This is a genomic window from Actinomyces sp. Z16 (assembly GCF_003111765.1).
Classification (GTDB): Bacteria; Actinomycetota; Actinomycetes; order Actinomycetales; family Actinomycetaceae; genus Actinomyces; species Actinomyces glycerinitolerans.
This window is the reverse complement of sequence record NZ_CP027862.1, coordinates 2,326,304-2,350,726: the sequence shown is the minus strand read 5'-3', so window position 1 is coordinate 2,350,726 and position 24,423 is coordinate 2,326,304. Positions and strand designations below refer to the sequence as shown.

19 protein-coding genes are annotated in these 24,423 nt (G+C 71.4%); 13 read left to right on the top strand and 6 right to left on the bottom strand.

All coding sequences use genetic code 11. From position 1 onward, the window contains the following. Positions 1–78 precede the first annotated feature (78 nt). From rimP to infB, 4 genes are all read left to right on the top strand, one after another. Positions 79–546: a ribosome maturation factor RimP gene (gene rimP / locus C3B71_RS09745; protein ID WP_073332997.1), complete on the top strand. Its 468-nt coding sequence runs from the start codon at positions 79–81 to the stop codon at positions 544–546. Between the two features lie 85 nt (positions 547–631). Further along, positions 632–1,678 carry a transcription termination factor NusA gene (gene nusA / locus C3B71_RS09740; RefSeq protein ID WP_108967737.1) on the top strand — a complete coding sequence of 349 codons (1,047 nt, stop codon included), beginning with the start codon at positions 632–634 and terminating at the stop codon, positions 1,676–1,678. A gap of 128 nt (positions 1,679–1,806) precedes the next feature. Beyond that, positions 1,807–2,124: a YlxR family protein gene (locus tag C3B71_RS09735; RefSeq protein WP_234415877.1), complete on the top strand. Its 318-nt coding sequence runs from the start codon at positions 1,807–1,809 to the stop codon at positions 2,122–2,124. 90 nt (positions 2,125–2,214) lie between these two features. Next, entirely contained in the window at positions 2,215–5,154 is a 2,940-nt protein-coding gene (gene infB, locus C3B71_RS09730; protein WP_108967730.1) for a translation initiation factor IF-2, read from the top strand. Between the two features lie 375 nt (positions 5,155–5,529). On the opposite strand, the gene rarD is transcribed toward infB, so the two are convergent. After that, on the bottom strand, positions 5,530–6,387 hold the full coding sequence (gene rarD, locus C3B71_RS09725) for an EamA family transporter RarD (RefSeq protein ID WP_234415876.1): 858 nt from the start codon (positions 6,385–6,387) through the stop codon (positions 5,530–5,532). A gap of 480 nt (positions 6,388–6,867) precedes the next feature. Here rarD and rbfA point away from each other — a divergent pair, with 480 nt between their 5' ends. From rbfA to C3B71_RS09710, 3 genes are all read left to right on the top strand, one after another. Then, complete coding sequence (rbfA, locus tag C3B71_RS09720) at positions 6,868–7,431, top strand: 30S ribosome-binding factor RbfA (RefSeq protein WP_083565918.1); 564 nt, start codon at positions 6,868–6,870, stop codon at positions 7,429–7,431. Beyond that, entirely contained in the window at positions 7,428–8,447 is a 1,020-nt protein-coding gene (gene truB / locus C3B71_RS09715; protein WP_108967726.1) for a tRNA pseudouridine(55) synthase TruB, read from the top strand. Before rbfA ends, truB begins: the two co-directional genes overlap by 4 nt. Positions 8,448–8,562: 115 nt before the next feature. Further along, complete coding sequence (locus C3B71_RS09710) at positions 8,563–9,603, top strand: bifunctional riboflavin kinase/FAD synthetase (protein ID WP_073333010.1); 1,041 nt, start codon at positions 8,563–8,565, stop codon at positions 9,601–9,603. Positions 9,604–9,649: 46 nt separating this feature from the next. On the opposite strand, the gene C3B71_RS09705 is transcribed toward C3B71_RS09710, so the two are convergent. Next, positions 9,650–10,690 (bottom strand): extracellular catalytic domain type 1 short-chain-length polyhydroxyalkanoate depolymerase, encoded by a 1,041-nt coding sequence (locus C3B71_RS09705; RefSeq protein ID WP_234415875.1) that lies wholly within the window; start codon positions 10,688–10,690, stop codon positions 9,650–9,652. 266 nt (positions 10,691–10,956) lie between these two features. On the opposite strand from C3B71_RS09705, the gene rpsO reads away from it, so the two are divergent. After that, positions 10,957–11,226 carry a 30S ribosomal protein S15 gene (gene rpsO, locus C3B71_RS09700; protein ID WP_073333012.1) on the top strand — a complete coding sequence of 90 codons (270 nt, stop codon included), beginning with the start codon at positions 10,957–10,959 and terminating at the stop codon, positions 11,224–11,226. A gap of 391 nt (positions 11,227–11,617) precedes the next feature. Here the strand turns inward: rpsO and fucO are convergent, their stop codons facing one another. Then, the gene (gene fucO / locus C3B71_RS09695; RefSeq protein ID WP_073333014.1) at positions 11,618–12,769 is read right to left on the bottom strand and encodes a lactaldehyde reductase; all 1,152 of its coding nucleotides are present in this window, start codon (positions 12,767–12,769) and stop codon (positions 11,618–11,620) included. A gap of 514 nt (positions 12,770–13,283) precedes the next feature. Between fucO and C3B71_RS09690 the strand changes: the two genes are divergently transcribed. From C3B71_RS09690 to dapB, 4 genes are all read left to right on the top strand, one after another. Then, positions 13,284–15,653 (top strand): polyribonucleotide nucleotidyltransferase, encoded by a 2,370-nt coding sequence (locus C3B71_RS09690; protein WP_108967722.1) that lies wholly within the window; start codon positions 13,284–13,286, stop codon positions 15,651–15,653. A 322-nt stretch (positions 15,654–15,975) separates the two neighbouring features. After that, the gene (locus C3B71_RS09685) at positions 15,976–17,358 is read left to right on the top strand and encodes a M16 family metallopeptidase (RefSeq protein WP_108967719.1); all 1,383 of its coding nucleotides are present in this window, start codon (positions 15,976–15,978) and stop codon (positions 17,356–17,358) included. Further along, positions 17,355–17,864, top strand: coding sequence for a YbhB/YbcL family Raf kinase inhibitor-like protein (locus C3B71_RS09680; protein WP_108967716.1), 510 nt, complete (start codon positions 17,355–17,357; stop codon positions 17,862–17,864). Before C3B71_RS09685 ends, C3B71_RS09680 begins: the two co-directional genes overlap by 4 nt. Positions 17,865–18,014: 150 nt before the next feature. Further along, positions 18,015–18,767 (top strand): 4-hydroxy-tetrahydrodipicolinate reductase, encoded by a 753-nt coding sequence (gene dapB, locus C3B71_RS09675; protein WP_108967713.1) that lies wholly within the window; start codon positions 18,015–18,017, stop codon positions 18,765–18,767. Positions 18,768–18,857: 90 nt separating this feature from the next. Here the strand turns inward: dapB and C3B71_RS16470 are convergent, their stop codons facing one another. Beyond that, entirely contained in the window at positions 18,858–19,088 is a 231-nt protein-coding gene (locus C3B71_RS16470; RefSeq protein ID WP_234416240.1) for a GNAT family N-acetyltransferase, read from the bottom strand. 578 nt (positions 19,089–19,666) lie between these two features. On the opposite strand from C3B71_RS16470, the gene dapA reads away from it, so the two are divergent. Further along, a complete protein-coding gene (dapA, locus tag C3B71_RS09665) occupies positions 19,667–20,563 on the top strand; it encodes a 4-hydroxy-tetrahydrodipicolinate synthase (protein WP_108967710.1) in 897 nt (298 codons plus the stop codon). Between the two features lie 51 nt (positions 20,564–20,614). Here the strand turns inward: dapA and C3B71_RS09660 are convergent, their stop codons facing one another. Beyond that, entirely contained in the window at positions 20,615–22,372 is a 1,758-nt protein-coding gene (locus tag C3B71_RS09660; RefSeq protein ID WP_108967707.1) for an AMP-binding protein, read from the bottom strand. Next, the gene (locus C3B71_RS09655; protein WP_108967704.1) at positions 22,369–24,258 is read right to left on the bottom strand and encodes an AMP-binding protein; all 1,890 of its coding nucleotides are present in this window, start codon (positions 24,256–24,258) and stop codon (positions 22,369–22,371) included. The genes C3B71_RS09660 and C3B71_RS09655 overlap by 4 nt, the downstream gene beginning before the upstream one ends. Positions 24,259–24,423 lie beyond the last annotated feature (165 nt).

Below are 24,423 nucleotides of genomic sequence, written 5' to 3'. Positions count from 1 at the left end.
GTGGCGATCAACCGATCCGACTTGAAGAACTCAGACACAATCCGCCCCCACCGGGCCCATTACGGGAGGAACCTCCATATGACCGACGCGTCCGCCCGGAGCCAGGAGCAAAGCCTGCATCAGCTACTCGCCCCCGTCGTCGAGCAGACCGGGCTCTTCCTGGAGGACGTGCGCCTGGCGCGGGCCGGCAAGTACACCACGCTGCGCGTGGTCGTCGACCTTCCCGACGGACCCGGCGACCTCGACCTGGACACCCTCGGCGAGGCCACCCGCGCGATCTCCGACGCCGTCGACGCCGCCGACCCGGTCGCAGGCCAGTACACGTTGGAGGTGTCGACCCCCGGCGCCGAGCGGGAACTGCACACACCCCGCCACTTCCGCCGCGCCGTCGGCCACCGCGCGGTAGTCACCACCGCCGAGGAACAGGCCCTGGAGGGCGAGGTCACCGCCGCCGACGCCGACACCGTCACCCTCACCGTCGACGACTCGCCCCGCACCATCGCGCTCGCGGACATCGCCACCGCCCGTATGGTCGTGAGCATGTAAGCGGCCCCAGCCCCGCCCCGGCGCCCCGCCCGGACCCAGCCGGCGACGCCGACCGCACCCAGACGAGACAAAGGAATTAGGAATCATGGACATCAACATGCCGGAGCTGCGCGGCGCAGCCGACGAGCTGGGCATCGACCTGGACAATCTGCTGCCCGCCATTGAGGACGCCATCCTGGGCGCATACAGCAAGGTCCCCGGCGCCATCCGCGGCGCCCACGTGGAGATCGACCGCAAGACCGGGCACATGACCGTACTCGCCCCGGAGGTCGACGAGAACGACGAGCCCACCGGCGAGTACTTCGACGATACCCCTGACGACTTCGGCCGCATCGCCCAGGCCACCGCCCGCTCGGTGATCGTGCAGCGCATCCAGGACCGGCGCGACTTCGAGGTCCTGGGCGCCTTCAAGGACAAGGCCGGCGAGCTCATCTCCGGAACCGTCGAGCAGGGCCGCGACCCGCGCCTGGTCTACGTGCGCCTGGACGACGAGCACGAGGGCATCATGCCGCCGCACGAGCAGGTGCCCGGTGAGCACTACCGGCACGGCGACCGCATCCGCGCCTACGTCACCGAGGTGTCCCGTGGGCCCAAGGGAGCCCAGATCATCCTCTCGCGCACCCACCCGGGCATGGTGCGGGGACTGTTCGAGCGCGAGGTCCCGGAGATCGCCTCCGGTGACGTGCAGATCGTCTCGGTCGCCCGCGAGGCCGGGCACCGCACCAAGGTCGCGGTCAGCGCGCGGGTGCGCGGCGTGAACGCCAAGGGCGCCTGTATCGGCCCGATGGGGCAGCGAGTGCGCGCGGTCATGGCCGAGCTGGGCGGGGAGAAGATCGACATCGTCGACTACTCCGAGGACCCGGCCCGCTTCGTCGCCAACGCCCTGTCGCCCGCGCGCGTCTCCTCCGTCACCGTGCTCGACGCCGAGGAGCGCTCCGCCCGCGCCATCGTCCCCGACTTCCAGCTGTCGCTGGCGATCGGCAAGGAGGGGCAGAACGCTCGCCTGGCGGCCCGGCTGACGGGCTGGAAGATCGACATTCACGCCGACACCGAGTCCGGTGAGGTGACTCCCGGCCACGACTCCCGTGCCGACGACGTGACTGGTCCCTCAGCGCCCGGCGCTGAGGACTGACGCCCAACCCGGTTACACTTGCTTTCGGCCTGCCTACGGGCAAGCGTCGGGCCCCGGCTCGGCGCTCCGCGGCGGGCAGTCGACAGCGAGCGGAAGGACGCGGCCAGCCGGTGGTCAAAACCCCCCACGTGCCCGAACGCACCTGTATCGGCTGCCGCGGCAAGGCCCCCAGGGCGCAGTTGCTGCGCCTGACCCTGACGGACAGTGGCGAGCTGGCCGTCGACGCCCGGGCAATCCGGCCCGGACGCGGCGCCTGGATCCACCCGGACCCGGAATGCGTCAATCTCGCTGAGCGCAGGCGCGCCTTTGCGCGTGCCCTGCGCATGAGCGGGTCACCCGATGTGGCCCCCGTGCGCGACTGGATCGGCCTTCACGGGGCGGATCACGGCCGCGCGTACACGCCGTCCCCGACCGGGGTCGGCACGACCGATAGCAAAGGCGGGTAGGAAGCTGATGGGCACCCGATGAGTACCCGGCGATGAGCTGCCTCTACTAGCACCCACCCTGTTCGGGGTGGGGAACCGGACAGGAGAAAAGTGGCAAAACCACGCGTTCATGAGCTCGCGAAGGAGCTCGACCCCACTGGCAAGAAGATCACCTCCAAGGTGATTCTGGCCTGGCTCAAGGATCAGGGAGAGTTCGTCAAGGCGGCGTCCTCCACCGTTGAGCCCCCCGTTGCGCGCCGGGTCCGCGAGCATTTCGCCGCGCAGGGCGGCGAGTCCAAGACCCCCAAGCCGACCGCCCCCAAGGGGGCCGCGTCGGCACCCAAGCCGGCGGCGCCCAAGCCAACCGGCCCGAGGCCGTCGGGGGCCGCCCCGAAGCCGGCCCCCGCCGCGCCCAAGCCGGCTGCGACCTCGGCCGCACCGACACCGAAGCAGACCTCCTCCGCGCCCAAGCCCGCGGCGCCCAAGCCCGCGCATCCGGCTCCTGGGCCCCGGCCGGCGCACCCGACGTCGACCCCGGGCGCCGAGGGGACTGCCCACCCGGCCGCGCCGACTCCGGGCCCCCGCCCGAGCGCACCCACGCCCGGCCCCCGCCCGGGCGGCCCGCGTCCGGGCAACAACCCGTACGCCACCTCCCAGGGCATGCCCCGTCCCGGCGGCTCCCGTGGCCGCGGCAAGGGCGGCCGTTCCGGCGGCCCGCGTCCGGGCAACAACCCGTACGCCACCTCCCAGGGCATGCCCCGTCCCGGCGGCTCGGGTGGTCCGCGTCCGCAGGGTGGACGCCCCGGTCAGGGCGGTCCACGTCCGGGACCGCGTCCCGGCGGTAGTGGCGGCCCGCGTCCCGGCGGTTCGGGTGGTCCGCGTCCACAGGGCGCGCGCTCGGGTCAGGGTGGCCCGCGTCCGGGCCCGCGTTCCGGTGGTCCGCGCCCCAACCCGGGCATGATGCCGGGCCGCTCCTCGGTGGGGCGTCCCGGTGCGCCGTCCCGCGGCGGTCAGGGCGGCCGTGGTGGTCGTCCCGGCTCCGGCGGTCGCGGAGGTTCCGGCGGCGGCGGTCCCCGTGGCGGCTTCGGCGGCCCCCGTGGCGGTCGTGGCGGTCGTGGCTCCACCCAGGGCGCCTTCGGGCGCGGTGGTGGTGCCCCGCGGGGCCGTAAGTCGCGTCGGGCCAAGCGCCAGGAATTCGAGCAGCAGAGTGCGCCGACGATCGGCGGCGTCGTCGTCCCCCGCGGCGACGGCTCCACCCCGGTGCGTGTGCGCCAGGGCGCCACGCTGACCGACCTGGCGGAGAAGATCAACGCCAACCCGGCGGCGCTGGTGACCGTCCTGTTCCACCTCGGGGAGATGGCCACGGCCACCCAGTCGCTGGACGAGGACACCTTCGCCCTGCTGGGGGCCGAACTGGGCTACGACGTCCAGATCGTCTCGCCCGAGGACGAGGACCGTGAGCTGCTGGAGTCCTTCGACATTGACCTGGAGGCCGAGGAGGCCGGCGAGGACGACGCCGAACTGCTGCCGCGCCCGCCGGTGGTCACGGTCATGGGCCACGTCGACCACGGTAAGACCAAGCTGCTGGACGCCATCCGCTCCACCGACGTGGTCGCCGGCGAGGCCGGCGGCATCACCCAGTCCATCGGCGCCTACCAGGTGCGGGTGCACCTGGGTGATGAGACCCGACCGATCACCTTCATCGACACCCCCGGTCACGAGGCCTTCACGGCCATGCGTGCCCGCGGTGCCGAGGTGACGGACATCGCCATCCTGGTGGTCGCCGCCGACGACGGCGTCATGCCGCAGACGGTGGAGGCCCTCAACCACGCCCAGGCGGCCGGTGTGCCGATCGTCGTGGCCGTCAACAAGATCGACAAGGAGGGCGCCAACCCGGAGAAGATCCGCGGCCAGCTCACCGAGTACGGTCTGGTGCCCGAGGAGTACGGCGGCGACACCATGTTCGTCGACATCTCCGCCAAGCAGCGCACCAACATCGACGGCCTGCTGGAGGCGGTCCTGCTGACCGCCGACGCCGCCCTCGACCTGCGCGCCAACCCGAACACGGACGCCCGCGGCGTCACCGTGGAGGCGAAGCTGGACCGGGGCCGCGGTGCCGTCGCCACCGTGCTGGTCCAGCGCGGCACCCTGCACGTCGGCGACCCAATCGTCGCCGGCAGCGCCTATGGGCGCGTGCGCGCCATGTTCGACGAGTACGGCAACCCGTTGGAGGAGGCCGGCCCGGCCCGGCCCGCCCAGGTGCTGGGGCTGACCAACGTGCCCAGCGCGGGCGACTCCTTCATCGTCGCTCCCGACGACCGCACGGCCCGGCAGATCGCCGACCGACGTGAGGCCGCCGGGCGCGCCGCGGAGTTGGCCAAGCGCCGCAAGCGCGTCTCCCTGGAGAACCTCACCGATGTCCTCAAGGAGGGCAAGGTCGATACCCTCAACCTCATCCTCAAGGGCGACAGCTCGGGTGCGGTCGAGGCGCTGGAGGACTCGCTGCTCAAGATCGACGTCGGCGACGAGGTGGCCCTGCGGGTCATCCACCGCGGCGTCGGCGCCGTCACTCAGAACGACGTCAACCTGGCCACGGTGGACTCCGCCGTCATCATCGGCTTCAACGTGCGCCCCGCCGTGCGTGTTGCCGAGCTGGCCGACCGCGAGGGCGTCGACATGAAGTTCTACACGGTCATCTACAACGCCATCGAGGACGTCGAAGCGGCCCTGAAGGGCATGCTCAAGCCGGTCTACGAGGAGGTCGAGTTGGGCACGGCGGAGATCCGCCAGGTCTTCCACTCCTCGAAGTTCGGTTCGATCGCCGGTTCGATCGTCCGCTCCGGTGTCATCAAGCGCGGCGCCAAGGCCCGCCTGGTGCGCGACGGCGTCGTGGTGAACGGGGACCTCACGGTGGAGACGCTGCGCCGCGAGAAGGACGACGTCACCGAGGTCCGCGAGGGCTACGAATGCGGTATCAACCTCAGCTTCCGTGACATCGCCGAGGGCGACGTCATCGAGACCTGGGAGATGCGCGAGAAGCCCCGCGACTGACCGTCGGGACCGCCGCCGGCTAACACACCGAGACCGGCACTTGTAACGCGCCGCGACCGGTAGAAATGACGCCGGTGCCGCCGACTCCTTCGGGAGTGGTGGCACCGGCGTCATCTGGCTCCCGGACACCCGGGCTTATGACTGGGGCATTGGCGTGAGCGTGGTGTTCCGGGCCGGCGTGTCTGGGTAATTCGTGTGGGTGTGGTGCTTCAGAGCAGCGTGTCGCGGGGCGGCGGTCAAGTGTCGGGCTACTGCCGCCGGGCGGTTCGGCCCGGCCGCGTCATCCGGCCACCGATGACAAGCACGGCAAGGATGGTGGTGGAGTCTTCAACCTGCTCGGCTGAGAGCCGGGGGTAATCGGGCCTCCGTGAAGCGTTAATGCTTGCCAGGGCGCGGCCGGTGCGCCAGCTGCCACAGCAGGTCGGTGACGAACACGACCACCGCGACCCACACCAGCGCCGTCGAGACCCAGCGTGCCGGCGAGATCTCCTCGTGGAACACCGCCCAGGCGAGCAGGAACTGCATGACCGGGGTGATGTACTGGCTGAGCCCCACGATGGACAGCGGCACCCGGCGCGTGCCCGCGGCGAACAGCAGCAGCGGCGCCGCCGTCACCGGGCCCGCCAGCACCAGTCCCGCGGCCAGGCCCGCAGACGCCGTCGTCCCCTGTAGTGCGCCGTGCCCGCCGGCGTAAAGCCAGGCGAAGTAGGCCAGCGCCACCGGTGTCATGCAGCCGCTCTCCACCGTGAGTCCGGTGAGCGCGTCCACCCTCCCGCCGACGCGCTTCTTCACCAGCCCATACAGGCCGAAGGACAGCGCCAGCGACAGCGAGATCCACGGCAGTGATCCCTGCGCCACCACCAGCACGGTGATCGCCACCACCGCAACGCCGACGGCGACACCTTGGGCCCGGCGCAGCCGCTCACCCAGGAAGATCGCCGCGAGCACCACCGTTACCAGCGGGTTGATGAAGTACCCCAGGGCCGCATCCGCGGTGCGGCCGGAGTTGACCGCGTAGACGTACACCAGCCAGTTCACCGACACCAGCAGTCCGCTGGCCGCGAGCGTGCCCAGGATTCGCGGCGTCGCGACCGCCGTGCGCAGGGCAGGCCAGGAGCGGCGCAGCGCGGTCAGTCCCAGGCAGGTGGCCAGCGTCCACACCAGGCGATGCCCGATGATCTCAACGCTGCCGGCATCCTGCAGCAGGCGGAAGTACAGGGGAACAGGCCCCACAGCAGGTAGCAGCCGAGCACCATCGCCACGCCGGAGGTGTCCCCGGTGCCGGCGGCGGTTCGCGCCGGTGCCGGCGTTGCGACGGCGGTATGAGACTCGGGAGCGGGGGAGGCGGAGTCGGTCACGTGTGGCTTTCCTGTTCGGCGGGAGGCAGTGCGCACGAGCCTGATTCGCGCGGCATGGCGCCCGCAGGAGTCGGGATGTCGGCAGGAACGTTAGCGCGCCCGGCGCCATGAACACGTGTTTGCGTCATGACCACGAGTTTTGGAGGTTTGCACGTGCCCGGCGCCTGCAAACCTCCAAGACTCGTGTATGTGAGACGAACTCGTGTATGAGACGCGGCCCGGAGCTCTGGCGATCGCGCTGGCGGTGGTGCAAAATGATCCGTCCGCCGGTTTCCGGTACACGGTGCGGGCGCCGTCAGCACAGTACTTGCAGCCGTGACCCGAACCACCAGTAGTCGATCCTTAAGGAGCCCTCATGGCCGACGCCGCCCGCGTCCGCAAGGTCGCTGACCGTATTCAACAGACCGTCGCCCGCCTCCTGCAGGGCAGGATCAAGGACCCCAGGATCGGCTTCGTCACCATCACCGACGTGCGCGTCACCGGTGACCTGCAGCAGGCGACCATCTTCTACACCGTCTACGGCACCGACGAGGAGCGAGAGGAGACGGCCGCCGCCCTGCGCTCGGCCACCGGTCTGATCCGTTCCGAGGTCGGTCGGGCGCTCGGCATTCGGCTGACCCCGTCGATTGCCTTCCAGCTTGACACGCTGCCCACGCAGGCGCAGGCCTTCGAGGACGCCCTCGCCCAGGCACGCGCCCGCGACGAACAGATTGCCCGCACCTACGCGGGCGCCACCTACGCCGGCGACGCCGACCCCTACCGCCACGACGACGAAGACGAGGGGGACGACTACGCCGCAGACAATGACGACCCGGCGCAGGCGGCAGGTGACGCGGACCAGGACGACTACGAGGCCATCGACCACGATGACTACGAACCGGCCGAAGCCGACGCCGATGAGGAGGGGACCGGGGCGTGAGCAACCCCGCAAGCCGACCCACCGGACGGCGCATCGACGTCCCCCGCGGCTCCGTCACCTCCCCGGATGGGCTGCTGGTGGTGGACAAGCCCGCCGGCATCACCAGCCACGACGTGGTCGCCATGACCCGCCGCCTGGCCGCCACCCGCAAGGTCGGCCACGCCGGCACCCTGGATCCTGCCGCCACCGGGGTGCTGCTGCTCGGCATCGGTCGGGCCACCCGGTTCCTGACCTACCTGGTCGGCGCCGACAAGACCTACCGGGCCACGGCCCGCCTGGGGCAGACCACCCTCACCGAGGACGCCGACGGCGAGCTCACGTCCGCCGCCGGCTGCCCGCCGGGCCCCGACCTGACCGCCCGGATCGACACCGCCCTGGCCTCCCTGACCGGCGAAATCATGCAGGTGCCCTCCGCGGTATCGGCCATCAAGATCGACGGGGTGCGCTCCTATGCGCGCGTGCGCGGCGGGGAGGACGTCGACCTGCCGGCCCGTCCGGTCACCATCCACGCCCTCACCCGCAGCGGAGCCCCACGGCCGACGACCGCCGCTGACGGCACCGCCGTGGTCGACGTCGACCTGGAGGTGCACTGCTCCTCGGGGACCTATGTGCGCGCCCTGGCGCGTGACCTCGGCACCGCCTTGGGCTGTGGGGCGCACCTGACCGCGCTGCGCCGCACCGAGGTGGGTCCCTTCACGGTCGCCGAGGCGGCGACCATCGCCTCCCTGTCCGCCGTCGTCGCCGCCGGGCAGACCCTGCCCGTGCTGCCCCTGGCCGCCGTGGCCCGCCGCTGCTTCCCCGCCGTCGCCCTGGACGAGGCCGAGGCGCGCGCCCTGCGCCACGGTCAGCCCCTGCCCACCGCGGTGCTCGACCGGGCACAGCCCCCGGGGCATCGGGTTGTTTCCAAGGCCGCCGCGCCGGGCGTGGCCGCCGGGTTCGACCCGGCGGGCGGGCTCGTGGCACTGTTGGCACACAAGGGCGAACACGCCCGTCCCGTGCTCGTGCTGCCGAACTGATGCGGCCGCCTCCGCGCCGCACCCGGACACCCTCAACCCAGGAGACACCTTTGAACCAGACCACGATCGCCCACATCCCGCGGCACCTCGGCGACGTGGACTGAGGCGGCGCACCGTGGAGATCTGGTATGGCGCCGAGCAGGTGCCGGCAGCCCTGAGGGATCCCTCCGGCCCCGGCAGCATCGTCACCGTAGGCGTGTTCGACGGCGTGCATCGCGGCCACCAGGCGATCCTCGCCCGCGTCGTGGAGCGCGCCCACCATGCGGCCACCCCCGACGGGCGTCGGCCGTGCACCATCGCGTTGACCTTCGACCCGCATCCGGTGGCGGTACACCGCCCCGCCACACGGCTTCCACTGATCACCTCGCTCGCCGACCGCCTGGAGTCCCTGGCGGCCACCGGCTTGGATGCGGTGCTCGTGGTCCACTACACCCTCGACTTCGCCGACCAGGGGCCGGAGGAGTTCGTGCGCGACTGGCTCGAGGGCCTGCTCGGAGCGCGGGCGATCGTGGTCGGTGACGATGTGCGTTTCGGTCGCGACAACAGCGGCGACGCCGCCACCCTGCGCCGGATCGGTCGCGCCGACGGCGTGGAGGTGGAGATCGTCTCCGACGTCGTCGCCCCCACCGGCCGCCGCTGGTCCTCCACCTGGGTGCGTGAACTGCTGGAGGCCGGCGACATGCGCGGCGCCGCCGAGGTCCTCGGCCACGTCCACCGGCTGCGCGGCACGGTCATCCACGGGCACCGCCGCGGCCGCGAACTCGGCTTCCCCACCGCGAACCTGGACGCCGCCACCGCCGGCGTGGTCCCGCCCGACGGCGTTTACGCGGGCTGGCTGGTGCGCTCCCCCCAGGCGGGGGTGGCCGGCGCCGCGGGGGAGGAGCGCCTGCCCGCCGCCATCTCCATCGGCACCAACCCGACCTTCGACGACGTGCCCGACCGCACCGTGGAGGCGCATGTGCTGGGGCGCGCGGACTTGAACCTGTACGGGGAGGTCGTGGTGATCGAACTGGTGGAGCGGCTGCGCCCCATGCTCGCCTTCGACGGCCTGGAGCCGCTGCTGGCGCAGATGCGGCAGGACGTGATCGACACCGCCGCGGTGCTGGACGTGCCCGTGCCCGAGCCCATCCGCCCCGAGGACGTCACCGCCCTGTGACGGCAGGGGGGCGCCGACACTGGGCGATGCCGCTCCGCTCGGGGCATCACTGCCGCGGGTGGGCGGAGAAGAACTCCCACATCAACTGCGAGGCGTTGATCTCCTGGGTGATCGTGCCCAGGGCGGACAGGTCCGCGCTCGTGCCGGGCCAGGTGTGACCGCCGGCGTCCACCGTGTACAGCCCCACCTCGGTGCCGCTCTCGCAGGAGCCGTAGCGGGTCAGGGACACGTGGTCGCTCACCTGGTCGGTGGTGGGCTCGGCGGTGCAGCCGTCCAGCTCCGCCCAGGTGCTTACGGCCGTCTCGACGCCGTAGCCCCAGCGAGGATCGTCGTTGCCGTCATAGGGGTTGACCACGTCGTCGGTGCCGTGGAAGGTCAGCACGGAGACCGGCTGGTCCGGGGTGCAGCTCGAGGGGTCGATCGTGGTCAAGTCGTCCGCGGTGGCCTTGCCGGCGCGCAGACCCGCGACGGGCGCGATGGCGGCGATCAAATCGGGGCGCTCGCAGGCCAGGGCGCTGGCCATGCGGCCGCCCCCGGAGTAGCCGGTCGCGTAGACGCGGTTGGGGTCCACGCAGGCCTGCTCCGACAGGGACTCGACAACCGTGGTCAGGAAGGCGACGTCGTCGCGGGCGTCGTCCGCCGGGTACTCGCCGGCGGTGGTGGGCACGCCGGGCACGTTCCAGGCCCAGTTGCCGTCGGGCAGCGGGTCGTCGGTGTCCAGGGCGATGGCGGCGGTGGGCTCGGCGACGATGAATCCGTCGGCGTCGGCGTCGGCCACGGCATCGAGTTCGCTGATCTGTGCCTGGGAGACGCCGTTGGAGTTGGAGCCGTGCAGGTCAAGGACCAGGGGGAGAGGGGAATCGGGGTCGGCGTCCTCGGGCACGTGCACGCGGACCGGGTAGGTCTCGTCCTCGAAGACGACGTCGACGGTCTGCGTGCCCGACAGCGTGCGGCTGCAAGGCGACACCATGGTGCCGGTGCCGGAACTGTCGGCGCCGGCGGTGCTTGACGAGGTGGGCTCGGCACCGCATCCGGTGACCGCGACCGGGGCGAGCACAACCAGCGCGGCGATGAGCGATACGAGCACAGGCCGAATACGTGCGGAGGGTTTCAATGACTGCTGCGCAGGGGATAGCAAGGGGACTCCTCAGGGAAACAACGATGTTTGCGGTGCTGCAGGTAACGCCAGTATAGGCGGCGGGGCCGGCTGCATGTGCCCGATGCCACCGGCCGGTGGGCGAGGCGCGCGGCCCGCGGCTGATATGGTTGCCCAGCCGTCGATCGGCCGCGGGAGTGTCATGCCCGGGAGAACCAGCCCCGGCGCTCCGCGCAACGAGAAGATCAGGAGTCATCGTGTCGATTTCCCCCGAACGCAAGCAGGAGCTCATTGCCGAGTACGCCACCCACGAGGGCGACACCGGCTCCCCGGAGGTCCAGGTCGCCATCCTGTCCGAGCGGATCTCCAACCTCACCGAGCACTTCAAGACCCACGCTCACGACCACCACTCGCGCCGCGGCCTGTACCTGCTGATCGGTAAGCGTCGCCGCCTGCTGGACTACCTCGAGCGCGAGGACATCGAGCGCTACCGCAAGCTCATCGCCCGCCTCGGCATCCGCCGCTGAGCGACAGCGCGCCAGGACTACACAACGGGCCCCGGTCTCCACAGTGGAGACCGGGGCCCGGCGCGTGGTGGTTGTCCGGCCATGCGCTGCCGGACCCGGGGCGAATTGATCTCGCACCAAGCCCCCCGCGGTGCCCACTCCGGCGGGGCGGGACCTGACGGTTCGTACCTTCAGGACGACGGTTCGTACTTCTTCTCGACGGTTCGGCACCCCGGGGTACGAACCGTCGCCACGAGTGCCGAAGCGTCCGAGCCGAGTGCCGAACCGTCACGTGAAGTGCCGAACCGTCGCCCACGGGGCCACCCGCACCACCACACCCTCTCGAACACGAAGAGCCTGAGGGCGGGGCGCGCCGACGTCCACCAGGCGGTATCGACGCGTCCGGCGCGACTCACAGCAGTGAGCGGTACAGCGCCTCAATGTCCTCACGGGTGGCCGGGCGCGGGTTGCCGGGGGTACACACGTCGGCGAAGGCGTCCTCGGTCAGCGCGGCGATACCGGACTCGTCCACGCCCACCTCGCTGATGCGCGTGGGGTTGCCCAGGTCGCGGGTCAGCTGGGCGACGGCGTCGACGGCGGCCTGGCGCGCCTGGTCCAGCGGCATGGTCTGCGCGTCGGCCACGCCGAAGGCCTCGGCGATGTCGCGGTACTTCTCGCCGGTGTACTCGGCGTTGTAGGCCATGATCGGGGCGAGCAGGATGCCGTTGGCCACTCCGTGCGGAGCGTTGTAGCGGCCGCCCAGTGGGTGCGCCATGCCGTGCACCAGGCCCAGGCCCACGTTGGAGTAGGCCATGCCGTTGATGTAGGCGGCCAGCCCCATCTGCTCCACGGCGTCGGCGTCGCCCTCGGCCGCCTTACGCAGGTTCTTCGCGATCATTTGGATGGAGCGCAGGCACAGGGCGTCGGACAGCTCCCAGGCGCCGGGGGTGATGTAGCCCTCGATGGCGTGGGTGAGGGCGTCCAGGCCGGTGGCGACCTTCAGCCCACGCGGCATGCCGTCCATCAGGTCGGGATCCACCACGGCGATCACGGGGATGTCGTGCGGGTCGACGCACACGAACTTGCGCTGGTTCGCGGTGTCGGTGATGACGTAGTTGATGGTGGTCTCCGAGGCGGTGCCCGCGGTGGTGGGCACCCCGATGATGGGCGTGCCCGGGTGCTTCGTGGGGGAGGCCCCCTCCAGGCTGAGCACGTCCTCGAACTCGGGGTTGGTGGCGATCACCGAGATCGCCTTGCAGGTGTCCTGCGGGCTGCCGCCGCCCAGGCCGATGAGGATGTCGGCGCCCGAGTTGCGGAAGGCGGCCAGACCTGCCTGTACCTTCTCCACCGGCGGGTTGGGCACGACGTCGGAGAAGATCTCCCAGGCAATGCCTGCGGCGTCGAGCAGGTCGGTGATGCGCGCGGCGGTGCCGTTCTCAGCCAGGACCGGGTCGGTGACGATGAAGGCCTTGCTCAGTCCACGGGCGGTGATCTCGGTGGGGATGTTGGCGATGGCGCCGCGTCCGAAGTAGCCGGTCTGGTTGAAGATCATGCGGTAGGTCATAAAACGCTCCCTTGGGTTTCGGATCGCCGGCGCGTGGCCGGCAGACGAGGTGGGTGATCCACCACCACGCACTTGAAACGATTGCATAAGGCTTGCCTCAAATGGAAGGCACGAAAGTCCCGAGCCCTCGGCGCGTCCTATTTCACGTCTCCCGGCCGTTCCGTCACCCCCGCGCGCGCGGGCGCCACGGTAGGATCTAGCCGTCCGTCCTCAAGCTAGTGGCAGTGGCAGTGGGTTTTCCGGGCGCCGGCAGGTGCTCCGCCGAACACGCCCTCCCGGATCGGTTCCGGAACAGCCCGCACTACCGGACGCGGATGGCGCCGGCAGCGGCGTCGTCGGCCCGGAAGGCAGCTACGGGGAGTGGACCCGGTGGCCGGGACAGACCCGGTAACCGGACGGCACGGCCCGTCGGTTTTCGGTGGTGGCCTCCGGACCAGCGCGTGCGCAGCTCCGTGGGCCTCGATCGAAGGCCACGGTCGGCCTAACGATCGACACAGAAAGAGACACGCAACATATGTTCCTTGATGACCCCGAGGTCACGGCCGCCGAGGCCGTGATCGACAACGGCCCCTTCGGCAAGCGCGTGGTCCGCTTCGAGACCGGGCGCCTGGCCAAGCAGGCCGCTGGCAGCGCCATGGCCTACCTGGACGGTGAGACCACCGTGCTGTCGGCCACCACCGTGGGCAAGCACCCCAAGGACCAGTTCGACTTCTTCCCGCTCACCGTGGACGTGGAGGAGCGCCAGTACGCCGCCGGCCGCATCCCCGGCTCCTTCTTCCGCCGTGAGGGCCGCGCCGGCACCTCCGCCATCCTCGCCTGCCGTCTGATCGACCGCCCGCTGCGCCCCTCCTTCGTCAAGGGCCTGCGCAACGAGGTGCAGGTGGTTGAGACCGTGCTGTCCATCCACCCCGACGACGCCTACGACGTCCTGGCCATCAACGCGGCCTCCATGTCCACCCAGATCGCGGGCCTGCCCTTCTCCGGCCCCGTCGCCGGCACCCGCCTGGCCCTCATCGACGGGCACTGGGTGGCCTTCCCCCGCTACTCCGAGCTTGAGCGCGCCACCTTCAACATGGTGGTGGCCGGGCGCGTGCTGGAGGACGGCGACGTCGCCATCATGATGGTTGAGGCCGGCGCCACCGAGAACGCCTGGGACCTGATCGCCGCCGGCGCCACCGCCCCCACCGAGGCCGTCGTCGCCGAGGCCCTGGAGGCCGCCAAGCCGCACATCAAGGTCCTGTGCGAGGCCCAGATGGAGGTCGCCAAGCACGCCTCCAAGCCCACCGCCGACTTCCCCCTCTACCTGGACTACACCGACGAGCAGTACGACGCCGTCGAGAAGGCCGCCGAGGCCCACGACCTGGCCGCCGCCATCGCCACCGAGGGCAAGCAGGCCCGCGACGAGGCCACCGACGCCGTGCGCGACGCGGTGCTCGCCGACCTGGCCGAGGCCTACCCGGCCGAGGAGGACGCCAAGGCCCTCAAGGCCGCCTTCCGCTCCGTCACCAAGAAGCTCGTGCGCCACCGCACCCTCACCGAGGGCGTGCGCATGGACGGCCGCGGCCTGAAGGACATCCGCACCCTGGCCGCCGAGGTCGAGGTGCTGCCCCGCGTGCACGGCTCGGCCATCTTCGAGCGCGGCGAGACCCAGATCATGGGCGTGACCACCCTGAACATGCTGCGCATGGAGCAGCAGATCGACGACCTGTCGCCGCTCAAGCACAAGCGCTACATGCACCAGTACGTCTTCCCGCCCTTCTCCACCGGCGAGACCGGCCGCGTCGGCGCCCCCAAGCGCCGCGAGATCGGCCACGGCGCCCTGGCCGAGCGCGCCCTGGTGCCGGTGCTGCCCAGTCGCGACGAGTTCCCCTACGCCATCCGTCAGGTCTCCGAGGCCCTCGGCTCCAACGGGTCGACCTCCATGGGCTCGGTGTGTGCCTCCACCCTTTCGCTGCTCAACGCCGGCGTGCCGCTGCGCGCCCCGGTGGCCGGCATCGCCATGGGGCTGATGCACGAGGAGATCAACGGCGAGACCAAGTGGGCCACGCTCACCGACATCCTCGGCAGCGAGGACGCCTTCGGCGATATGGACTTCAAGGTGGCCGGTACCCGCGACTTCATCACCGCCCTGCAGCTGGACACCAAGCTGGATGGTCTGCCCTCCGACGTGCTGGCCGGTGCGCTCGCCCAGGCCCGCGACGCCCGCCTGTTCATCCTGGACGTCCTCGCCCAGGCGATCGACTCTCCCGACGAGATGGCCCCCACCGCGCCGCGCGTGCTGAGCGTGCACATCCCCGTGGACAAGATCGGTGAGGTCATCGGCCCCAAGGGCAAGATGATCAACCAGATCCAGGAGGACACCGGCGCCGAGCTGACGGTCGAGGACGACGGCACCGTCTACATCGGCGCCTCCGACGGTCCGTCCGCCGAGGCCGCCCGCGACGCCGTAAACGCCATCGCCAACCCGCAGATGCCGGAGATCGGCGAGCGCTTCGTCGGCACCGTGGTCAAGACCACCACCTTCGGCGCCTTCGTGTCGCTGACCCCCGGCAAGGACGGCCTGCTGCACGTCTCCCAGATCCGCCGTCTGGTCGGCGGCAAGCGCGTGGAGAACGTCGAGGATGTGCTGGGCGTGGGCGACAAGGTCGAGGTCGAGCTGGCCGAGATCGACCAGCGCGGCAAGCTCAGCCTGCACGCCGTCCTCAACGAGGAGCAGCAGGCGGCCGAGGATGAGGCCAAGGCGCGCCGCGCCGAGCGCAGTGAGGGCGACGGTGAGCGTCGGCCGCGCCGCCGGCGCGAGCGCACCGACGAGGACGGCGAGCGCCGCGAGCGCCGCCCGCGCCGCCGCCGCATGCGCACCGTGGAGGCCTCCGAGGAGGAGTGACCGATCCGGTTGACCCGGTGACAACCTGGGGCCGGGCTCCGCGCGATCACGACGATCAACCGGAGCCCGGCCCCCCCTTTTCTTGCTTCCTCCCCTACTCTCTTCACCGAGATCGGTAGAACTTACGTGCCGAGGTCGGTAGAACTTACGTGCCGAGGTCGGTAGAACTTACGTGCCGAGGTCGGTAGAACTTACGTGCCGAGGTCGGTTGACGTTACGTGCCGAGGTCGGTTGTTTTAGCGACGGGTCGGCCGACGGCGGGTGGGATTCGTCCGAGACCGGCAGGAATGACGTGCCGAGGTCGGTCGTCTAGGCTCGTGCGGTGACCACTCCCGCCCCGACCGGCCCCGAAACCAGCTTCGCCGAAGCCGCCCTCGACCGCGCGCCCGCGGGTGCCACCGGCACCGAACTGCGCCTCGTCGACGACGGCGCCACGATCCGCCGCTCGATCCTGCCCGGCGGGGTGCGGGTGATCACCGAGCACGTGCCCGCACTGCGCTCGGCCTCACTGGGCATGTGGTTCGGCGTCGGCAGCCGCGACGAGCGCGCCGGCCAGGAGGGCTCCACCCACTTCCTGGAGCACCTGCTGTTCAAGGGCACCGCCACGCGCAGTGCCCACGACATCGCCGAGGCCTTCGACATGATCGGTGGGGAGTCCAACGCCGCCACCTCCAAGGAGCACACCTCCTACTACGCCCGCGTGCTCGGCCCGGACGACCTGACCGCCCTGGACGTGCTCGCCGACATGGTCACCTCCTCCCGCTTGGACCCGGGCGAGGTGGAGACCGAACGCGGCGTGATCGTCTCCGAGCTGGCCGACGCCGCCGACGACCCCGCCGAAATCGCCCAAGAGGCTTTCGCTCGCGCCGCCTTCGGTGACGACACCCCGCTGGGGCGCCCCATCGGCGGCACCTACGAGACGGTCTCGGCGGTTCCCCGCGACGCCGTATGGGAGCACTACCAGCGCACTTATGCCTCCGACACGCTCGTGGTCGCGGCCGCCGGCGCCGTCGACCACGACGAGATCTGCGCGCGCGTGGCCGCCGACCTGGCCGCCGCCGGCTGGGACACCACCGGCGTCGTCGCCCCGCGCCCGCGCCGCTTCGAGACCGAACCCGCGGCGGAGCTGACGGTTCATGACATCACGGTGAACCGGGAGGCCGAGCAGTCCCACGTCTACCTCGCCTGCCAGGGCATTCCGGCGCTGGACGAGCGCCGCTGGACCATGAGCGTGCTCACCACCATCCTCGGCGGCGGCATGTCCTCGCGCCTGTTCCAGGAGATCCGCGAGAAGCGCGGTTTGGCCTACACCACCTACGCCTTCGACACCCCCTACGCCGGGGCGGGCGCCTTCGGGCTGTATGCCGGCTGCGCCCCCGGCGACGTCGATGAGGTGCTGACCGTCATGGCCGGCGAGTTCGAGTCGCTGGCCGCCGACGGCGTCACCGAGCGCGAACTGGAGCGCGCCCGCGGGCAGATCCGCGGCTCCATGGTGCTCGGGGGAGAGGACTCCCTGGCGCGCATGGGGCGGCTGGGACGCGCCGAGGTCGTCACCGGCCGCCTGCGCTCCATGGAGGAGAACCTGCGCCGCCTGGACGCGGTCACCGCCGACGACGTGCGCGCCCTGGCGGCCCAGCTCGCCGCCCAGGAGCGCTGCCGCGTGGTGGTCGGGCCGGGTGCCAGACATACCGGAGCCGAGTCATGAATTCGCCAGATCCCGCCGCCACACTCGTTCTCACTTCGGAGTGCTTTGATGACGCCGGTCGCTTCGAGACGAGATACACCGGACGCGGTGAGGACGTCTCACCGGTGCTGCGGTTGCAAGGGCTGGATGCCCGCGCGAAGACTCTGGCGGTTACGCTCGAGGACCTGACTCATCCGTTGTTCGGAACCATGGCCCACTGGGTGGCGTGGAACATTCCCGCGAGCGAGCTGATCCCCGGGGCCATCCCGCCGGGTCGTGTCAGTCCCGGCACCGGGATAGTCCAGGGGATCGCCTACGGCCTGCACCGGTACCGCGGACCGAAGCCTCCCCGCGGTACCACCCACACCTACCGCTTTACCGTGTATGCGCTTGACACCGTACTGCGGCTTTCCGAATGGAGCCGGCTCTCCGGGCTCAAGCGGGCCATCGCCGGGCACGTGCTCCAGCAGGCAGGACTGACTGGTACCTACGAATCCCGTCTACGACCGCGCCGCCCGGGCGCTTGAGCCGAAAAGTGTCCAGAATCGGCACAAACGCCGCCGGAGCTGCTGAGCGCAGGTCGTAAAACCGCATGATTCCAACGATCCAGAAACCGTCGGAAAGGGTCTGAGGGCTCGTTTGTCCCGAATTTGGACAACCCTGGCTAGGATGCCCACATGAGTATTGCCGTTGCCGTAGTCGGCGCCGCCGGGCGCATGGGATCGACCGTCTGCCAGGCCGTTCAGGACGCCGACGGGCTCGAGCTCGTCGCCCGTCTCGACGTCGGCGACACCATCAGCGCCGAAACCCTGAACGGTGCCGAGGTAGCCGTCGACTTCACGGTCCCGGCCGTCACCGAGGCCAACGTCCACGCCCTCATCGACGCCGGCGTGGACGTGGTGGTGGGCACCACCGGTTGGACGGACGAGTCCTACGAGCGCGTGCGCGAGCACCTGGCCCGCCCGGAGGCGGCCGGCCGCAGCGTCATCATCGCCCCGAACTTCGCCCTGTCGGCGGTGCTGACCATGAGCTTCGCCGCCAAGGCCGCCCGCTATTTCGAGTCCGCCGAGGTCATCGAGCTGCATCACCCGAACAAGGTGGACGCCCCCTCCGGCACCGCCATTGCGACCGCCCGCGGCATCGCCGCCTCCCGCGCCGAGGCGGAACTGGGGCCGGTGCCCGACGCCACCGAGACCGACCCGGACGGCGCCCGCGGTGCCGTGGTCGACGGGGTGCACATTCACGCCGTGCGCCTGCGCGGGCTTACCGCCCACGAGGAGGTTGTGCTCGGCAACCCCGGCGAGCAACTGACTATCCGCACCGACTCCTTCGACCGTGCCAGCTTCATGCCGGGTGTGGTGCTGGCTGTGCGTGAGGTCGGCGGACGCGGGGGCCTGACCATCGGCCTGGACCAGCTGCTGGACCTCTGACGGCGCCCGGGGCTGCCCGGGCGCCGCGCGTCGACTCGAGGCACGCACGAGCGACGGCGCGTGCCGGCTTGGCCCGGTCGCCCGACGCCGTTACAGCACGGCCGCCCAGCAGTCCTCAATGACGCCCTGCCCGACCGGTAGCCGGCGGAAGGACTCGGTACGCGTCAGACCGGCGCCGTGCAGGAACCCGGCCAGCGATTCGTCCCCGCGCACCGCCCACACCAGCAGCACCTCGGCGCCCTGGGCGCGCGCCTGATCTGTGGCGGCGGCCAGCAGCCGGGAGCCGTGCCCACGGCGCTGCTGCTCCGGGGTGACGCCGATAGCAGTGATCTCCAGGCCCCGCTCGCTCGTGAGGGCCGGGTTTGCCGCCGCGTCGTCGCCGACTCGGCTCGTCTCGCCCGCGGCCCTCGTCGCATCCGTGCCCTCGGGGAGGGGGCGACGCCGATCAGGCCCGCCACCTCGCCGCCCTCATCCACGGCCACGAGTACGCGGTGCGCCGGCGACGGCGGAGCCACCACCGCCTGCTCCCAGCCGGCGGCGATCACCGGTGCTGCCATCATCGCCTCGACTCCCGCCGGCAGCGGCGCGTCGTGGGCGTCCGTATACGCGGCGCGCAGCGAGGCCAGCATGGCGGCGCCGTGCACCCGCCCGATCGCGTCCAGGTCCGCGGCGGTGGCCTCACGCACGAAGCCGGCGGCGGATGGGGAAGAAGACGGCGGGCGGGGCGATCCGTCGGGGAGGCGCGTATCAGTCATGTCGCCGAGCCTATGCGCCCGTGCGGGCCGAAGCCGCCTTCACCCCGCATGCTCGCCCGTCGCATCCGCAAATGCCCCGCCTCCGGCCGCTCACTGTGCGACCGGAGCCGCCGCCGGAGCGGCAATACCGTTACGCTGCTCACTATGAGCACTCTCCCCAGCCGGTCCTTCGGCTCCGTCGGCGTCGCCATGGTCACCCCCTTCACCCCGGAAGGGGAGATCGACGTCGAGGCCGCCCAGAAGCTGGCCGTCTCCCTGGTCGATGACGGGGCCGACATGATCCTGCTGGCCGGCACGACGGGCGAGGCCCCCACCACCCACCTGCCGGAGAAGCAGACGCTGCTGCGCGAGGTGAAGGACGCGCTCGCCGGCCGGGCCATGCTCGTGGCCGGCGCCGGCTCCAACGACACCGCCCACGCGGTGCGCATCGGGGTGGGCTCCCAGGAGGCCGGCGCGCAGGGGCTGCTCATCAACGCCCCCTACTACAACCGCCCCAGCCAGGAGGGCGTCTACCGGCACATCATGGCGGTGGTCGAGGCCACCGACCTGCCGGTCATGATCTACGACATCCCCGGTCGCACCGGCGTGAAGATTACCGACGACACCCTCGCCCGCCTGGCCGAGCACGAACGGGTCCTCGCGGTCAAGGACGCCACCGGCGACGTCGAGCAGGGATTCGAGCGCATGGAGGCCACCGGCCTGGAGTACTACTCCGGCGACGACGGGCTGAACTTCGCCTGGCTCACCCACGGTGCCAGCGGCGTCGTATCCGTGGTCGCTCACGCCGACGCCCACTCCTGGCGGGAGATGATCCGCGAGGTCGACGCCGGTGACCTGCCCGGCGCCCGCGCCGTGGCCCAGCGCATGCGCCCGTTGGTGCGCGCCATCATGGGTGGCGGCCAGGGCGCGGTGATGGCCAAGGAGGCGCTGGCGTTGCAGGGGCGCATCCCCAGTGCCACCGTGCGCCTGCCCCTGGTGCGCGCCACCGCCGCCGAGGTCGCCGCGCTGCGTGACAGTCTCGAGGCCGCCGGGCTGCTCTGAGCCCGCCGGGCTCGCTGGCTCCGATCCAGCCGGCTCCGTACGCCGCCGCGCTCAGGCGCCGTCGACGCGGCCGAGGATCTGCTCGCGCACCACGCGGCGCAGGATCTTGCCGATCTGGGAGCGCGGCATCTCCTCGATGATCTCCAGGTGACGCGGCAGCGCGTAGTGGGGGAGCACCCGCTCGGCGTGGGCACGCACCGTCTCCAGGGTGACCGCCCCGGCCGGCGTGCCCGGCTCCAGCACGACCGCCGCGCACACCAGTTCCCCATTCGCCCCACCCGGCAGCCCGACGACGGCGACGTCCGCGACGCCCTCCAGGCTCAGGATCGCCGCCTCCACCTGGGAGGGGTAGACGTTGAAGCCACCGGTGAGGATCAGCTCGCGCCGCCGGTCGGCCATCCACAGGAAGGAATCCTCCCGGCGCACCATGTCCCCGGTGCGCAGCCAGCCGCCGGGCAGCATGGCGGCCGCCGTCGCCTCCGGGTCGTCCCAGTAGCCGGCGAAGACCTGCGGTCCGCGCACCAGCAGTTCGCCCGGCTCCCCGTCGGGCACCTCCCGCCCGGGGTCCGGGGCGTCGGGGTCAACGACACGCACGTCGGTCGACGCGAAGGGCAGCCCCAGCGCCCCCAGGCGGCGGCTGGGTCCCATGGGCGTGCCCGAGACGATCGGGCTGGTCTCCGTCATCCCGTAGCCCTCCACGAAGTAGCCGCCGGTGGCGGCCTCCCACTCCGCCCCCACGGCCGGCGGCATCGGGGCCGCCCCGCACACGCCGTAGCGCAGGGTTTTCAGGGACACGCCCTTCTTCTGGGCGCCCCGCAGGATCCGCTCGAACATCACCGGCACGCCCACGAAGAACGTGAAGGGGCGGCGCTGGTGGGCCTCCAGCACCTGGCTGACCGAGAACTTCGGCAGCATCACCTGCGTGGCCGCCTTCTGCACCGCGCAGAACACGTTGAAGGTCAACCCGAAGGCGTGGAAGAAGGGCAGCAGCGCCAGGAAGGTCTCCCCGCCCTCGTGCAGCATCGGCACCCAGGCGATCGCCTGGTTGGCGTTGGCGCGCAGGTTCTTGTGCGTGAGCATCGCGGCCTTGGGCATGCCGGTGGTGCCGCCCGTGTGCAGCAGCACGGCCACGTCATCCCCGCCCGGCTGCGGCCAGGAGGCCTCCAGCCGCGCCGCATGGGCCACCTCCCGGTCCCAGGAGCGCACGCCCGCCGGCAGCGATTCGGCCCGCATAGAGGCGCGAGTCTGGCGCGCCCTGGCCACGGGCAGGTGCAGGGCGGCGCGCAGCCGGGCGGGCATGGCGGCGGCCAGGTCCACACTGAACACGGTGCGCCCGGCCAGCGGGTCGGCTCCCGGATCCGTGCCGCCGGCCGCCGTCGACGCCGGATCCAGCACCAGTTCGACGCCCTTCTCCCAGGCGATCACCACCCGCGCGCCGTGGTGGGCCAGCTGGGCGCGGATCTCCTGCGCGGGGGCGAGCGGGTTGTGCTCGGCGACGATCGCCCCCAGTCGCAGCGCCCCGTAGATCGCCACCACGTGCTGCGGACAGTTCGGCATGAGCAGGGCGACCCGGTCGCCGGCCTTGACGCCCGCCCGGCGCAGCAGGCCCGCGGCGCGCTCGGAGGCCTCGAGCAGCTCACGGTAGGTCAGAGTTGCCCCCATGAAGTCCAGTGCGACCCGGTCCCCGTAGAACTCGGCGGCCGTGCGCAGCAGCTCGCCCAGTGGAGTCTCGGGGACCTCAATGACGGCGGGGATATTCGGCTGGTAGTGCGGGCGCCGGTACCGCTCGGCGTCCTCCACGTCGCTCACCGGGTCTGCTCCCCGGCACTGGTGCCCTGCTCGGGCTCACCGCGGCCGACCTCACCCAGGCGCTCCACCAGGGCGGTGGCGGCGGACTGGGAGGCGGCGGCCGCCGTCGCCGCCGCACCCGCGGCCGCCTCCCGGGCGGCCAGCAGTTCCTCGCGCACCACCCGGCGCAGCACCTTGCCGATCTGGGAGCGCGGCATCTCCGTCAGGATCGCCACCTGGCGGGGCAGCGCGTAGTGGGACAGGGTCTTCTCCGCCCAGGCGCGCACCTGGTCGAGCGTGACCGTCTGCCCGTCCTTGGGCAGGATGGCGGCCACCACGGACTCGTTGCCGGCCTCTGCCGGCAGCCCGACGACGGCGACCTCCTCCACCTGCGGCATGGAGCGCACGGCCGCCTCCACCTCGCTGGGGTAGATGTTGAAGCCGCCGGAGATGATCAGTTCCTTGCGGCGGTCGGCCATCACGTAGAAGCCGTCGTCCTCCTGGCGCACCAGATCCCCGGTGCGCAGCCAGCCCCCGTCCAGCATGACGGCGTCCGTCTCCTCGGGGTTCTCCCAATAGCCGACGAACACCTGCGGGCCGTGAACCACCAGCTCGCCTACCTGGCCCGGTTCCACCTCCACCTCGGGGTGGTCGGGGTCGACCACGCGCACGTCGGTGGACGGGTAGGGCACGCCCAGTGCGCCGGGCCGCCGCTCGGGGGAGATCGGGTTGCCCAGGATGATGGGTGCCGTCTCCGTCATGCCGTAGCCCTCGATGATGACCCCGCCGGTGGCCTCCTCCCAGGCGTCGGCCACCGCCTTGGGAGTCGGCGCCGCCCCGCAGACGGCGATCTTGCAGCTGGACAGGTCGGCGCCGGTCTCCCGGGCGCGGGTAACAATCCGATCGAACATGACCGGCACCCCCGGGAAGAAGGTGGCCGGGTGCCGCTTCCAGGCGGCCAGCACCATGTCGGCCCCGAACTTGGGCAGCACCACCTGGGTGGCGGCCAGCCCGACGGCACACAGCAGCGACAGGCTCAAGCCGAAGGCGTGGAAGAAGGGCAGCACCGCGTAGAAGGTCTCCTGACCGACCTCGCAGGTCTGGGAGGCCCACGCCAGGCTCATCTCCGCGTTGGCGCGGGCGTTGGCGTGAGTCAGCTGGACCGCCTTGGGGGTACCGGTGGTGCCGCCGGTGTACAGCAGCACGGCGACGTCGTTCACGTCCGGCAGAGGGTGGCCCGAGGGCAGCGGCGGGGTGGTGGCGACCAGGTCGTCCCAGGAGGACACCCCGGCCGGCACTCTGCCGCGCAGCTCGTGGCGTTGGGAGCGGGCGGCCGCCACCGGGAGCTTCAGAGCCAGTCGGCTGCTCCACGGCAGCCCGCGGGAAAGGTCCACGGACAGCACCCGCGCCTCGGCCATGCCGGCGCGATCGAGGGAGCCGACGGCCTGCACGATCCGCGCCAGCGACTTCTCCCAGGCGATGATCACCCGGCCGTGGTGCATCTGAATCTGCTCGCGGATCTGGGCGGCGGGGGCCAGCGGGTTGTGCTCGGCGACGATCGCCCCGAGCCGCCAGGCGGCGTAGGCGATCACGACGTGCTGGGGACAGTTGGGCAGAATCACCCCGACGACGTCGCCGCGGCCCACGCCCAGGCGGCGCAGCGCCTCCGCGGCCCGCGTCACCTGGTCACTCAGTTGCCGGTAGGTGGTCGCCTGCCCCATGAAGTCCAGGGCGATCCGGTCCGGGAAGCGGCGGGTGGCGTCGTCGAGCATGCGGGAGAGCGGCTCGGTGACGGGCGCGATCACGCTCGGGATGCCGGGGGCGTAATGGGGGCGCTGGTATTCGGAGGAGTCGCCCCGGGTGCGGGCCTGGCGGCCGGCGTCGGCGGCCTGGTCAAAGCTGCTCATCGTTCCCTTTCCCGAGTTTCCCACCCTGGCCTGGCGGTTGACCGGGCGGGGAGTCGTAGCCTACGCAACCGTAACCTACGGTCGCGTAGGTGTGTGGGCGCGTGACAAGTGTGCGACCTGTGGTTTGACGCTCACTGCCGACCCGACCATCGGCACGCTAGCGCG